We start from the raw sequence: 12,491 nt of genomic DNA on the forward strand, positions 1-12,491 counted from the left end.
CGAACGGGGGAGGCGGGGCAAGCGTTACTTCCGGACGCTCTCGACCCCGGCGATGATCCGGCTCACTTCGTTGGCATCGAACGGGCGCAAATCAGTCATCCCTTCGCCGATGCCGATCGCGTGGATTGGCAGGCCGTATTTCTCGGCCGCCGCGACCAGCACGCCGCCACGCGCAGTGCCGTCGAGCTTGGTCATTACGAGGCCGGTGACGCCGGCGACTTCCTTGAAGACTTCGATCTGCTGGAGCGCATTCTGGCCGGTGGTGGCGTCGAGCACCAGGACGATGTCGTGCGGGCTCTCCGGGTTGATCCGACCCAGCACGCGGCGGATCTTGGCGAGCTCGTCCATCAGCTCGCGCTTGTTCTGGAGCCGACCCGCGGTGTCGACGATCAGTACGTCGATGCCGGTCTCTGTCGCCTTCTTGACCGCGTCCCACACTACGCCCGCCGCGTCGCCGCCCTCGGGGCCGGTCACGATCGGCACGCCGACGCGCTCGGCCCAGGTGCGGAGCTGGCCGATCGCGGCGGCGCGGAAGGTGTCGCCGGCGGCGAGCATCACACCGTAGTCCTGCTCCATCAACAGATGCGCGAGTTTGGCGATGGTGGTGGTCTTGCCCGAGCCGTTGACGCCGATGACGAGGATCACCTGCGGGCGCGGGAAGGCGTCGATCTCGATCGGCTTGGCGACCGTGGCGAGGACCTTCTCGACCTCCTCAGCGACGATCACGCGGATGCCGAGTTCTTCCATGTTGCGCTCGAAGCTGCCCTCGGACAGGCGGCGGCGGATGCGGCCGGCGGTCTCGGGGCCGAGATCGGAGGCGATCAGTGCCTCCTCGATGTCGTCGAGCGTCGAATCGTCGAGCCGTGCGCCGCCGAGGCCGGCGAGGTTGCCGACCAGCCGGTCGGAGGTGCGCTTGAAGCCGCCGATCAGCTTGTCGTGCCAGGTTGGGGTGGTGCTCATGATGGTTCTCGTGTTGCGCTGAGGCGGTCGGACGTGGCGCCGGTGATCGTGATGCGGACGATGTCGCCGGGTATGGCGGGTTCGTCCAGCAGGACTTCTGCGAAATTGCCGATATGGCCGCGTTCGCCAGGGCGTTCGACGAGCAGATCCTGCGACGTGCCGACCAGCGTTTGCAGCCAGTTCGCTCGCGATGTTTCGCCGGCCTCGCGCAGGAGGGCGGCGCGCTGGCGGCGGACCTCGGGTTCGACCTGCGGCATCCGGGCGGCGGGGGTGCCGGCGCGGGGCGAATAGGGGAAGATGTGCGGGTGGACGATGTGGCAGTCGTCGATCAGCGCGCGCGTGTTGGCGAACATCGCCGCATCCTCGGTCGGGAAGCCGGCGATCAGGTCCGCGCCGATCGCGATGTCGGGGCGGGCGGTCTTTAGGCGATCGACGAGGGCAACGCTTTCGGCGCGCGAATGGCGGCGCTTCATGCGCTTGAGTATCATGTCGTCGCCGGCCTGGAGCGAGAGATGGACGTGCGGCATGATCCGCGCTTCGGTCGTCAGCAGTGCGAAGAGGCGGTCGTCGATCTCGATGCCGTCTAGCGAGGAGAGACGCAGGCGCTCGAGTGCGGGCACGTGGTGCAGGATGCGCTCGACGAGGTGGCCCAGCGTCGGCGCGCCGGGGAGGTCGGGGCCGTAGCTGGTGAGGTCTACGCCGGTCAGGACGATCTCGCGGTGGCCTGCGTCGACGAGCCTGGCGATCCGGTCGACGACCGCGCCGGCGGGCACCGAGCGGCTGGGGCCGCGGCCGAACGGGATTGCGCAGAAGGTGCAACGGTGGTCGCAGCCGTTCTGGACTTCGACGAACGCGCGAGCGTGCGCGGAGAAGCTCGCGGCGAGATGCGGCGCGGTCTCGCGGACCTGCATGATGTCGGAGACCACCACTGCGTCATCCGTCTGCCAGGCTGAAAACGTCAGCTTGTCGGCGTTGCCGACGACGCGGTCGACTTCGGCCATCGCAGCGAAGCTGGCAGGATCGATCTGCGCGGCGCATCCGGTGACGACGATCTGTGCCTCGGGGCGGTCGCGCTTCGCGCGGCGGATGGCGACGCGCGTTGCCTTCACCGCCGCGTTGGTGACGGCGCAGCTGTTGACCACGACCATGTCCCGCCCGGCGACGAGTGCGCGGATGGTCTCGCTTTCGGCGATGTTGAGGCGGCAGCCGAGGCTGATGACCTCTGGCGCGGGGGCGGGTGACATGCGCGCGATTTAGGAGCCGTAGGGGGCGAAGTCCACGCTTTGTGGTTCGGGTCTGGCCCGGCTGCCGTCGATCAGCCCGCCAACCTTGGCGCGATGCCGCGCTGAGGCGGCGCGCTGATGTCCGGTCGTTGCGCCAGCAGCCGCTTTTCCGCGAGCAGCCGGCGCACCTGCGCAGCGCACAGCGGCCGCCCGTACAGATAGCCCTGGCCCTTTGCGCATCCCATGCCGCGCAGTCGCTCTTCGATTGCGGCGTTCTCGATTCCCTCGGCGGTGGTCGGCAGGTTGAGACTGTCGCCGAGCCGGACGATCGTGTTGACGATCGCCATGCTGTCGGGATTGTCGAGCATCGAGCCGACGAAGCTCTTGTCGACCTTGATCCGGTCGAACGGCAGCGCGCGCAGATGCGCGAGGCTCGAATAGCCGGTGCCGAAGTCGTCCAGAGCGATGCTGATGCCCTGGTTCTTCAGGCTGCCGACGATCGACTGCGCGAGTGGAAGATTGTCGAATAGCGCGCTCTCGGTGATCTCGATCTCGAGCCGGCTGGCGGGGAAGCCGGTCTCGACGAGCGTCTTGATGATCTTCTGCGCCAGCCATGCGTCGCGCAACTGCACCGGCGAGATGTTGATCGACAGCGACAGGCCTGCATCCCAGTCGCGCGCGGCGGTGAAGGCCTGACGCATGACCGACAGCGACAGATCGCCGATCAGGCCGATCCCCTCCGCGATCGGAATGAAAACTTCCGGCCCGATCGCGCCGCGCGTCGGATGCTCCCACCGCGCGAGCACCTCGAACCCGGTGATGCAGCCGGTCGTTAGATCGACCTGCTGTTCGAAGAACGGCACGATCGCATCGTTGGGAACGGCCACGCGCAACCCGGCCTCGAGTTCGCCGCGCAACTGGACGGATCGCTCCATCGCGCCATCGAACCAGGCATGACGATTGCGCCCGGCGACCTTGGCGGCATGCAGCGCCATGTCCGACGTCCGCAACAGTGCGTCCATCGACGTGCAATCGATGTCCGAGCGGGCGATGCCGATCGAGGTGCTGACATGGACTTCGGTCTCACCGATGAGGAACGGTTTCGAGAGATCCGCGATCAGCCGGTCGGCGATCCGGTCGACGACCGCAGGATAGGCGGCATCGAATACCACCGCGCAGGCGAACTCGTCGGCGTTGAGGCGCGCGAGCAGGCTCGATCCGGGGACCAATGCGCTGATCTTCTCGGCAACCAGCGTGAGCAGCGCGTCGCCGATGGCATAACCGTGCACGTCGTTGACCGTCTTGAAGTGATCGAGATCGATGGTCAGCAGGGCCAAGGCCTTGCCCCGGCGCAGCGATCCGGTGAAGAGCGCGGCGCCTTCCTCGATCAGGCTTCGGCGATTCAGGAAGCCGGTCAGCGGATCATATTGCGATAGCAGCTTCGCGCGCTGATCCGCGTCTGACAGTTGCGACAGTTCTTCGGCGAGGCCGCGATATCGGAACCAGCCGAACAGGATCAGCGCGACGTTGAGAAACATGGCCGCGATCAGCGTGCGATCGATGACGGCGTTGCCGCCCTTCAAATGCTCGATCGCTTCCAGCAATACGCCCCCGCCGGTGCCGATGAACAGCAGCAGTGCGGCGCCCGTGAGCGCGCCGGTCATGAATTCCCGGCTGATGAGGCGAAGCGAACGGGTCGTCGCCGGCGGTAAAATCATCGATAAAACGGCCTGTAGGGTCCTTGGTCCATCCGATGTGCTCCGTGAGATATGTAGGACAGGTTAAGGTCCGCGGCGTTGCGCCGGGGCGTTGATATGCTGCGGTGAAGGGAACGCGCAGGAGCCCGTACGCTGTCGGCGGGCCTTCGGAATCATGCCTGCCTTGCACTTCACGCGCGTTTCCCGTAGATGGCGGCCCACGTTCCGTTACGGGGCGCATTGGACGAGCATCCAAGGATGCACGCTGGCCGGCGAGGTTTCGCCCGCCGGCGCTTTTGCGTTTTGTCGCGGTGATTTGGAGTATTTCGATGTTCGAAAGCCTGAGCGATCGACTTGGCGGCGTCTTCGACCGCCTTCGCGGCCGGGGTGCGCTGACCGAAGCGGACGTGCGCGCGGCGATGCGCGAGGTGCGCGTCGCGCTGCTCGAAGCCGACGTCGCGCTGCCCGTCGCGCGCGAGTTCGTCGAGAAGGCGACCGAGAAGGCGATCGGCCAGAACGTTCTGCGCTCGGTCACGCCGGGACAGCAGGTCGTCAAGATCGTCAGCGATGCGCTGGTCGAGATGCTCGGTTCGGATGCCGTCGAGCTGGAGCTGGGCGTTACGCCGCCCGCTGTCATCATGATGGTCGGCCTCCAGGGCTCGGGCAAGACGACCACCACTGCCAAGATCGCCAAGCGGCTGGCGGCGGGGCAGGCCAATTTCGGCCAGGCCGGTCGCGAGCGGAAAAAGGTGCTGATGGCGTCGCTCGACGTCAATCGCCCGAACGCGCAGGAGCAGCTGGCGACGCTCGGTACGCAGATCGATGTCGCGACCTTGCCGATCGTGCAGGGTCAGCAGCCGGTCGATATCGCCCGGCGCGCGATGCAGGCGGCCAAGCTCCAGGGCTATGACGTCCTGATGCTCGATACCGCGGGTCGTCTCCATGTCGACCAGGCGTTGATGGATGAGATGAAGGCGGTCGCCAACGTCGCGAACCCGGCAGAGATCCTGCTCGTCGTCGACTCGCTGACTGGCCAGGATGCGGTCAACGTCGCGCAGAACTTCAGCGACCAGGTACCGCTGACGGGTATCGTGCTGACCCGCATGGACGGCGATGCCCGCGGCGGCGCGGCGCTGTCGATGCGCGCGGTCACCGGCAAGCCGATCAAGTTCGCCGGGACCGGCGAGAAGCTCGATGCGCTCGAGGCGTTTCATCCGGAGCGCGTCGCCGGCCGTATCCTCGGCATGGGCGACGTCGTCAGCCTGGTCGAGCGCGCCGCGGAGTCGATCCAGGCCGAAGACGCCGAGCGGATGGCGGCCAAGATGGCCAAGGGTCAGTTCGACATGAACGACCTGCGCGCACAGCTCGCGCAGATGCAGCGGATGGGTGGGCTCGGCGCGCTGGCAGGGATGATCCCTGGCATGAAGAAGGCGCAGGGCGCGGTCGCGTCGGTCGGTGGCGAAAAGGTGCTGGTGCACATGGACGCGATGATCGGATCGATGACGATCAAGGAGCGCAACAAGCCCGAACTGATCAACGCCAAGCGCAAGATCCGCATCGCCAAGGGCTCCGGGACGACGGTCCAGGAGGTCAACAAGCTGCTCAAGATGCACCTCGAAATGTCGACCGCCATGAAGAAGATCAAGAAGATGGGCGGCATGAAGGGCATGATGGCGATGCTCGGCAAGGGCGGCATGGGCGGCGGCCTTGGCGGAATCGGCAATGCGATCGGCGGGCCGCAGATGGGCGACATGCTCAACAAGGCCGGCACGGGTGGCCTACCGGGCGGTGGCGGCGGTCTGCCGGGGCTTGGTGGCCCCAAGATGCCGCAGATGCCGGCCGGTTTCGACGATTTTCTGAAGAAGAAATAACCCTCCTTATCCAACCACGACACCTCGGCTTCGCTCGGGGATCTATCTAGAAAACGAAGGAAAATATCATGGCAATCAACATTCGCCTCGCGCGGGGTGGCTCCAAGAAGCGTCCTTACTACAAGATCGTCGTTGCCGATGCGCGTTCGCCGCGTGATGGCCGCTTCATCGAGAAGATCGGCAACTACAACCCGCTCCTCGCCAAGGACAACGAGCAGCGCGTGCAGCTCGACGCCGACCGCGCGAAGCATTGGCTGAGCGTCGGCGCGCAGCCGACCGACCGCGTCGCGCGCTTCCTCGACCAGGCTGGCGTGCTCGAGCGTTCGGCGCGCAACAACCCGAACAAGGGCAAGCCTGGCGAGAAGGCCACCGAGCGCGCTGAAGAGCGTGCGACCAAGGCGGCTGAAGCTGCCGAGGCCGAGGCCGCTGCGAAGGCTGCACCTGCTGTCGAAGCAGAGGCTCCTGCCGCTGCCGAGACCGAAGAAGCCGCTTCGTAAGACGGCGGATGGATCGGTTCGGATTGAGCCGATCCATCCTTTTCCTCGTCATCCCAGCGAAAGCTGGGATCCAGAGCCACGGGCGAAAGCGTTCCGTTGCTCTGGATCCTGGGTCGAGCCCAGGATGACGGTGAGGGGGCGGGACCTGAGTGTCCCCTCCACCTAGGCGTGCGTAAGCGCACCCGATCGGCACTTCATGCGTTCTTTCAATCGGTAACCCCGAACAGGAGCGCACGATGGCCCCCGAAACCGACCCCCGCACAGCCCCCGCACCCGAGGACATCGAAGATGCCACCAACCAAGGCGTCTCCGCCGACGACCCCGCCGAAGGCTCCGACGACACTCCCGGCCGCGATGAAGGCTCCGCGCAAGGCTGACGTGACGCTCGCCGTCGTCATCGGTGCGCACGGCATCGGTGGCGAAGTGCGGCTGAAGGTCTTTGCCGAGAATTTCGGAAGCTATAAGAGCTTCAACAACGGCGCGCTGTCGCTGAAGTCCGCCCGCAACGGCAACAACGGCATGATCGCGCGCTTCGCCGAGGTCGCCGATCGCAATGCAGCAGAGGCGATGCGCGGGACCGAACTGACGGTGCCACGTTCCTCGTTGCCGCCGCTGGAAGACGGTGAGTATTATCACACGGATGTGATCGGTCTCGATGTCGTCTCGACCGATGGCGAGGCGATCGGGCGGGTCGTGGCGATCGACAATTTCGGTGCGGGCGACGTGATCGAGATCGAGCGGCCGTCCGTGGATGACAAGCCAGGCAAGCGGTTCATGATACCGATGCGGCCCGAGGCCGTTCCCGAATGGGATGCTGACCGGCTTGTCGTCGAGGCTTCGTTCGCGGCTGAGTAAGCCTTGTTCTCCCGCGAAGGCGGGAGTCCAGTCTGGGTCCCCGCCTTCGCGGGGAAACAATCTCCTTCGAGCGTGCGCTTACCGCCGCAGCGGCCGTTGCTCGGCGAGCATGTTGCGGATCGTCGTGGCCGCAACGCCCGCTTCTCCCATCGCGTGGCTGATCTGATCGAGACCCTTCACCACATCGCCCGCCGCGAACAGGCCGGGGACTGAGGTTCGCTGATGCGAGTCAACCTCCAGGCAACCATCCTCGGATGCGCGCGCGCCTGCTGCGACGGCCAGTTCCGAACGGATTACCGATCCGAGCGCTGGATAGATGCTGTCGAACGACAACCGCCCTTCGACCGTGTCCAGCGCCAATTTGTCGTCCTCGATCGCGTAGTTGCCGCAGGGGCCTCCGACGCGGACGATTCCGGCTTCGTCTAGCGCTGCTTCGCATGTCGGATCGAGATCGTGGCCGCCCTCGGGCGCGATCAGCGTCACGTCTTTCGTGTAGCCGCGCAGGAACAGCGCCTCGCGCATGCCGTGGTCGCCAGTGCCGATGATGCCTACGCGCTTGTCGGTGACTTCGTAGCCGTCACAGATCGGGCAGTAGCGGAGCAACCCGGCCTCCAGCGCCTCGTCGTGGATCGCATCGGGCATATTCGGACGGTTGTTCACGACTCCGGTGGCGAGCAGCACGCTCCGGGCTCGTGCGCGGCGATCGCCCAGCCGAACGGTGAAGCCGTCGTCGTCGACCTCGATCGCATCGACCCGCACACCCTCGCGCACTGCGCCGTACGTCTCCGCCTGCTCCAGCATCCGGGCGAGCAGGTCCGTGCCGCGGATGCCTTCCGGATACCCCGCATGATTATGCGTGCAGGGTATCAGCGCAGCGCGACTGCTCCCGCAATCGAACAGGCGGATCGAAAGATGAAACCGAGCGAGATAGATCGCCGCGGTGAGCCCCGCCGGGCCGGCGCCGATGATGATGCAATCGTCCATCCCGCGCGAGCGTTTCGCAGGCGTAATTGTTCCTTGCGCCGCTCTGGTATATACCGCGTGTGCATACGGAGGCGGCAATGGCCAAGGAATATCGCGCGAAGGTCTTCAAGTCGGGCAACTCGGTCGCCCTGCGCTTGCCCAAGGCCCTCGGGATTGCGGAGGGCGCGGAGATGACCGTGCGCGAGGACAGCGGCAAGTTCATCGTCGAGCCCTATTCTCCGGTGCCCAAGAAGATCGATCTTACCGGCATCTATGGGTCGATCCCCGGGTTGAAGCTCATCGACCGCGAAGACCGGATCTTCGAACCCTCGCCGCGTCCTTGGGACGATCCGTCCTGGCCGGGGCGGACCGACGAGCCGTGAAGTATCTGCTCGACACCAATATCTGTATCCTGTTGCTTGGTGGTAATGTCCCTGTGCTTCGACAGCGTGTCGAGCGATGCGACGAGGGCGAACTGGGCATGTCGGCGATCGTCTTTGCCGAACTGGCGGTCGGTAGTTGGCAAGGCAAGCTGCCGCCGTTGCAGACGGTCGATGCGTTTAGCCGATGGGTGCCGGTACTTCCGTTCGACGAACTGTCGGCCCGGCTACATGCACAACTGCCCTTCAAACGCGGGAGCTTCGATCGGCTGATCGCTGCGCACGCACTGTCGCTTGGAGTGACCCTGATCACCAACAACGAGCGCGACTTCGCCGACGTGCCCGGCCTTCGCATAGAGAATTGGACGCTGTGACTTTCGCTGCCACGATATTGACGCTGTATCCGGAGATGTTTCCGGGGCCGCTGGGGACGTCGCTTGCGGGCCGCGCATTGGGCGAGGGGCGGTGGTCCTGCTCGCCGGTGCAGATCCGGGATTTTGCGACGGACAAGCACAAGTCGGTGGATGATACGCCGGCGGGGGGCGGGGCCGGGATGGTGCTCAGGGCCGACGTGGTGGCCTCGGCGATTGACAGCGTGGCGGATGGGCGGCCGGTGCTGGCGATGACGCCTCGGGGCAAGCCGCTTGCCCAGGAGCGGGTTCGGGAGCTGGCGCAGGGTCCCGGCGTCACCATTCTGTGTGGCCGGTTCGAGGGGTTCGACGAACGCCTATTCGAGGCGCGGGAGATCGAGGAGGTCTCGATCGGCGACTACATCCTGTCGGGTGGCGAGATGGGCGCGCTGGTGCTGCTCGATGCTTGCATTCGGCTGCTGCCCGGCGTAATGGGCGCGGCTTCTAGTGGGGATGACGAGAGCTTCGAAACGGGGCTGCTCGAATATCCGCATTATACCCGACCTCAGATATGGGAAGGGCGCACGATCCCGCAGGTGCTGCGATCGGGGGATCATGCGAAGATCGCTGCATGGCGCAAACGCCGCGCAGAGATCGATACACGGTCACGGCGACCGGACCTTTGGGAGCGCCATGAGGGCGTTCGGGTCCAGTCGCCCTCTGGCGCGCAGCGACACGAGGACGAGACATGAACCTGTTGCAGACGATCGAAGCCGAGAACATCGCGAAGTTCCTGGCCAACAAGACGATCCCCGATTTCCGCCCCGGCGATACGCTGAAGGTCGGCGTGAAGGTCGTCGAAGGCGAGCGCACGCGTATTCAGAACTACGAGGGCGTGTGCATCGCGCGCTCGAATAAGGGCATGGGATCGAACTTCACCGTGCGTAAGATGAGCTTCGGCGAGGGCGTCGAGCGCGTCTTCCCGCTCTACTCGCCGAACGTCGATTCGATCGAAGTCGTCCGCAAGGGCGCCGTGCGTCGCGCCAAGCTGTATTACCTGCGCGGCCGCACCGGCAAGGCAGCGCGTATCGCCGAGCGTCGCGACATGCGCCCTGCCAAGGGTACCGCAGCCGCCGAGTAATCGGAGACTGTTCGAGTTGGAGAAGGGCGCGGGGGCGATGGTCCCCGCGCCCTTTTTCGTTGAGCGCCTGAAATCAGTGTCTTGCGGCGATGCTGCAGTGCGGAAGTGCACGAAGTTCACAGTCTCACAGCGTTCTGCACATCGCCCGATATGGGGTTTGATAGGGGCGTTCTGGGCCGAGGTGATGCATGCGGGATGGGCGGGGTTGGGCATCCGCTGAGGGTGCGCTCCGAGGCGCGTGTAGGACAGCGGATTAGCGCGTCGGCCAGCGGCGGCCGTGGTGGTGCCTGCACGCCTCTGTCCTTCGGAGCATGGGGGCGGTTATTTGGTCGGACAGGGGCGCGCATTTCTCCGCAGGCGCGACTTGCGCTTCCTTGTTCTCCCGCGAAGGCGGGAGCCCAGTCTGGGTCCCCGCCTTCGCGGGGAAACAACTCTTGCTGGCGGATTGGGATCGCCGCCTGCTTGGGCTGTACGGACCTTGCCATGCGGAGCGCGCTCGCGTGGACATGCCCCACCCCGACCCTCCCCTGAAGGGGAGGGAGTTTTCGTCGTGCCACCATGCGATTTCGGCGCGTTACGCAACGCACTGACATCCCCTCGCGGGCGGGGAACCCTATCCTCGGGACTTATGATCACATTGTGCCACGGAGCGCAGCTAAAGGACTGGATTCACGCGAAGGCGCTAAGGCGCGAAGAGAAGACCGGGCAATTGCGCTAAATAAGCTGCTTCTCTTCGCGCCTTAGCGCCTTCGCGTGAACATGCCCTTCTCCGTCATCCTGACGAAAGTCAGGACGCAGGATCACGAACGCCGCGCTGCTTGGCCCTGGGTCCTGACTTTCGTCAGGATGACGCCGTGGGTGGGGAGGTGTTCGGCTTGTCGTCGCGAACGGTGCCGTCTGAAGGGCGTGCCTGTGGTGTGTACGCGCCTCCGGTGGCCAGCATGCACCCGTCAGCCCGCCTCAAGCGCCCGTCAGGCGTCGCGCCACGCGCCGGGTTCCAGACCTGCCACGGTCCAGTCGCCGATGCTCCACCGGACCAGCCGCAGCGTGGGGTGGTCGATCGCGGCGGTCATGCGGCGGACTTGGCGGTTGCGGCCTTCGCGGATGGTTATCGTCAGCCAGCAATCGGGGATACTCGCGCGGACCCGGATCGGCGGCACGCGCGGCCAGAGGTCGGGCGCGGCGATCCGCTCGACGTCGGCGCGGGCAGGGCCGTCCTTCAGCACGACGCCGCCCCGCAACCGATCGAGCGCGTCCTCGCCGGCGTCGCCCTCGACCTGCACGAGATAGGTCTTGGCCAGCTTGAACTGCGGGTCCGCGATCCGCGCTTGGAGGCGACCGTCGTCGGTCAGCAGCAACAGTCCTTCGCTATCGCGGTCGAGCCGCCCCGCCGGATAGACGCCCGGCACCTCGACGAACTGCGACAGCGTCGCGCGCGGGGTCGGACTGTTCACGTCGGTGAACTGGCTGAGCACGTCGTACGGTTTGTTGAACAGGATTACCCGGGGCATGGCGCTGTCTTAGGGGAAGGCCATTAAGAGGGTCGAGGGGTAACGCCAAACCGGCGACATAAAAGACTCGTTGATGCCGCCACGCATGGAAGCACGCCAAGTAAGGTGGCGCCCAAAAGCTACCATTTTTGGCTGTATCAAACGATTAATTACATTTATCATCAACGACTGGTGGTTTGACTTGGAGGTTGAGCGATGGCCGAGAAAGTGATCCGCATCGATCGTAAGACCTTTCGTCTCGTCGCTACGGTGAACGAGGGTGGCAGTCTGTATTTTTCCGCGGGTGCTGTAATCGCGGTCGAGAAATATGACATGAGAATCGGTAAGAGCGAGTTCGATTTTCAGGTGAACTCACGTCGTTTTCGCGGGCGTGTTCCTGAGCCGATAGCAGCCTCGCAGGCTGGCTTAGATCGCGAGTTTATGGAAAGTCGCGTTAAGTCGAACTTGATGGGGCTACCGGTCAGTGTTGGCAATGCTGTAGCGATGGCGCGCAACCGTCGTATCGAACTTACCTATGGTGAAGTACGTCCTCAAGTGTTCCGTAGCTCGGTTCCCACGCAACCGGTTGCGTGGCGTATTTGGTTCAAGCAGACTTGGTATAGCGGGCAAGCGAGCGGACGAAGCATGCTCGGCAAAGCCAAGGCATCTGACGGTCTCAAGGCATCCGCCTCCGCTGCAGGAAGCGCCGCCATAGGAGGTGCTTCGGGGAGGTCCATCACAACTTTCGCCCCCAATGCGATTGGGCCGCTGACCAACGATGCCGGAATTCTACGAGTATATGTCCCGACGGAGGATCCCTTCACTCTCTTCCGCCGTCCGTTTGATAGCCATGATCTGATAGGACGCGCGCCAACCTTGGCGGATCATGTAGGTTCTTTTATTCGGGGACGTGGCTGGTGAGGACGCGAGTATTTTTGATCGCACTACTTGTTACGGCATGTAGTCCGGACCGGGGTCGATCGCCAGATGACGTCGAGCATGGCTATATTGTATTTAATCCAAAAACACAGGACAGTGGTTGGGCGATCATAGATGCGATGAAC

At 64.7% G+C, this 12,491-nt stretch carries 14 protein-coding genes; 9 read left to right on the top strand and 5 right to left on the bottom strand.

From position 1 onward, the window contains the following. Nucleotides 1-24: 24 nt before the first annotated feature. The 3 genes from ftsY to ASF09_RS14335 form a co-directional block, all read right to left on the bottom strand. Nucleotides 25-960: a signal recognition particle-docking protein FtsY gene (ftsY, locus tag ASF09_RS14325; protein WP_056051078.1), complete on the bottom strand. Its 936-nt coding sequence runs from the start codon at nt 958-960 to the stop codon at nt 25-27. Next, nucleotides 957-2,204, bottom strand: a complete 1,248-nt coding sequence (gene mtaB / locus ASF09_RS14330; RefSeq protein ID WP_060526845.1) for a tRNA (N(6)-L-threonylcarbamoyladenosine(37)-C(2))-methylthiotransferase MtaB — start codon at nt 2,202-2,204, stop codon at nt 957-959. Before mtaB ends, ftsY begins: the two co-directional genes overlap by 4 nt. Nucleotides 2,205-2,275: 71 nt before the next feature. Continuing rightward, nucleotides 2,276-3,847 carry a putative bifunctional diguanylate cyclase/phosphodiesterase gene (locus ASF09_RS14335; RefSeq protein WP_082444337.1) on the bottom strand — a complete coding sequence of 524 codons (1,572 nt, stop codon included), beginning with the start codon at nt 3,845-3,847 and terminating at the stop codon, nt 2,276-2,278. 362 nt (nt 3,848-4,209) lie between these two features. Here ASF09_RS14335 and ffh point away from each other — a divergent pair, with 362 nt between their 5' ends. From ffh to rimM, 4 genes are all read left to right on the top strand, one after another. After that, nucleotides 4,210-5,751 carry a signal recognition particle protein gene (gene ffh, locus ASF09_RS14340; protein ID WP_060526847.1) on the top strand — a complete coding sequence of 514 codons (1,542 nt, stop codon included), beginning with the start codon at nt 4,210-4,212 and terminating at the stop codon, nt 5,749-5,751. 68 nt (nt 5,752-5,819) lie between these two features. Beyond that, a complete protein-coding gene (gene rpsP / locus ASF09_RS14345) occupies nt 5,820-6,248 on the top strand; it encodes a 30S ribosomal protein S16 (protein WP_060526848.1) in 429 nt (142 codons plus the stop codon). Between the two features lie 236 nt (nt 6,249-6,484). After that, entirely contained in the window at nt 6,485-6,625 is a 141-nt protein-coding gene (locus ASF09_RS20745; RefSeq protein WP_165895105.1) for a hypothetical protein, read from the top strand. Beyond that, complete coding sequence (gene rimM, locus ASF09_RS14350; RefSeq protein WP_060526849.1) at nt 6,603-7,103, top strand: ribosome maturation factor RimM; 501 nt, start codon at nt 6,603-6,605, stop codon at nt 7,101-7,103. The genes ASF09_RS20745 and rimM overlap by 23 nt, the downstream gene beginning before the upstream one ends. Nucleotides 7,104-7,181: 78 nt before the next feature. Here rimM and ASF09_RS14355 read toward each other — a convergent pair whose 3' ends face one another. Next, nucleotides 7,182-8,087, bottom strand: a complete 906-nt coding sequence (locus ASF09_RS14355; RefSeq protein WP_060526850.1) for an NAD(P)/FAD-dependent oxidoreductase — start codon at nt 8,085-8,087, stop codon at nt 7,182-7,184. Nucleotides 8,088-8,164: 77 nt separating this feature from the next. On the opposite strand from ASF09_RS14355, the gene ASF09_RS14360 reads away from it, so the two are divergent. Genes ASF09_RS14360 through rplS form a run of 4 tightly spaced genes read left to right on the top strand, consistent with a single transcriptional unit; the run spans nt 8,165 to nt 9,937 of the window. Then, a complete protein-coding gene (locus tag ASF09_RS14360; RefSeq protein ID WP_060526851.1) occupies nt 8,165-8,449 on the top strand; it encodes an AbrB/MazE/SpoVT family DNA-binding domain-containing protein in 285 nt (94 codons plus the stop codon). Continuing rightward, nucleotides 8,446-8,820 carry a type II toxin-antitoxin system VapC family toxin gene (locus ASF09_RS14365; protein ID WP_060526852.1) on the top strand — a complete coding sequence of 125 codons (375 nt, stop codon included), beginning with the start codon at nt 8,446-8,448 and terminating at the stop codon, nt 8,818-8,820. The genes ASF09_RS14360 and ASF09_RS14365 overlap by 4 nt, the downstream gene beginning before the upstream one ends. Next, the gene (gene trmD / locus ASF09_RS14370) at nt 8,817-9,548 is read left to right on the top strand and encodes a tRNA (guanosine(37)-N1)-methyltransferase TrmD (RefSeq protein ID WP_060526853.1); all 732 of its coding nucleotides are present in this window, start codon (nt 8,817-8,819) and stop codon (nt 9,546-9,548) included. Before ASF09_RS14365 ends, trmD begins: the two co-directional genes overlap by 4 nt. Next, entirely contained in the window at nt 9,545-9,937 is a 393-nt protein-coding gene (gene rplS / locus ASF09_RS14375) for a 50S ribosomal protein L19 (RefSeq protein ID WP_031395442.1), read from the top strand. The genes trmD and rplS overlap by 4 nt, the downstream gene beginning before the upstream one ends. Before the next feature lie 971 nt (nt 9,938-10,908). On the opposite strand, the gene ASF09_RS14380 is transcribed toward rplS, so the two are convergent. Continuing rightward, entirely contained in the window at nt 10,909-11,448 is a 540-nt protein-coding gene (locus ASF09_RS14380; RefSeq protein ID WP_060526854.1) for a pseudouridine synthase, read from the bottom strand. A 195-nt stretch (nt 11,449-11,643) separates the two neighbouring features. Here ASF09_RS14380 and ASF09_RS20420 point away from each other — a divergent pair, with 195 nt between their 5' ends. Continuing rightward, nucleotides 11,644-12,348, top strand: coding sequence for a hypothetical protein (locus ASF09_RS20420; RefSeq protein WP_156359385.1), 705 nt, complete (start codon nt 11,644-11,646; stop codon nt 12,346-12,348). The last annotated feature ends 143 nt before the right edge of the window (nt 12,349-12,491 follow it).

The organism is Sphingomonas sp. Leaf242 (genome assembly GCF_001422045.1).
GTDB lineage: Bacteria > Pseudomonadota > Alphaproteobacteria > Sphingomonadales > Sphingomonadaceae > Sphingomonas.

What these genes read in the sequence shown, in the direction of transcription:
- ftsY (WP_056051078.1), bottom strand. Translation starts at nt 960, where the DNA reads ATGAGCACCACCCCAACCTGGCACGACAAGCTGATCGGCGGCTTCAAG.
- mtaB (WP_060526845.1), bottom strand. Translation starts at nt 2,204, where the DNA reads ATGTCACCCGCCCCCGCGCCAGAGGTCATCAGCCTCGGCTGCCGCCTC.
- ASF09_RS14335 (WP_082444337.1), bottom strand. Translation starts at nt 3,847, where the DNA reads ATGACCGGCGCGCTCACGGGCGCCGCACTGCTGCTGTTCATCGGCACC.
- ffh (WP_060526847.1), top strand. Translation starts at nt 4,210, where the DNA reads ATGTTCGAAAGCCTGAGCGATCGACTTGGCGGCGTCTTCGACCGCCTT.
- rpsP (WP_060526848.1), top strand. Translation starts at nt 5,820, where the DNA reads ATGGCAATCAACATTCGCCTCGCGCGGGGTGGCTCCAAGAAGCGTCCT.
- ASF09_RS20745 (WP_165895105.1), top strand. Translation starts at nt 6,485, where the DNA reads ATGGCCCCCGAAACCGACCCCCGCACAGCCCCCGCACCCGAGGACATC.
- rimM (WP_060526849.1), top strand. Translation starts at nt 6,603, where the DNA reads ATGAAGGCTCCGCGCAAGGCTGACGTGACGCTCGCCGTCGTCATCGGT.
- ASF09_RS14355 (WP_060526850.1), bottom strand. Translation starts at nt 8,087, where the DNA reads ATGGACGATTGCATCATCATCGGCGCCGGCCCGGCGGGGCTCACCGCG.
- ASF09_RS14360 (WP_060526851.1), top strand. Translation starts at nt 8,165, where the DNA reads ATGGCCAAGGAATATCGCGCGAAGGTCTTCAAGTCGGGCAACTCGGTC.
- rplS (WP_031395442.1), top strand. Translation starts at nt 9,545, where the DNA reads ATGAACCTGTTGCAGACGATCGAAGCCGAGAACATCGCGAAGTTCCTG.
- ASF09_RS14380 (WP_060526854.1), bottom strand. Translation starts at nt 11,448, where the DNA reads ATGCCCCGGGTAATCCTGTTCAACAAACCGTACGACGTGCTCAGCCAG.
- ASF09_RS20420 (WP_156359385.1), top strand. Translation starts at nt 11,644, where the DNA reads ATGGCCGAGAAAGTGATCCGCATCGATCGTAAGACCTTTCGTCTCGTC.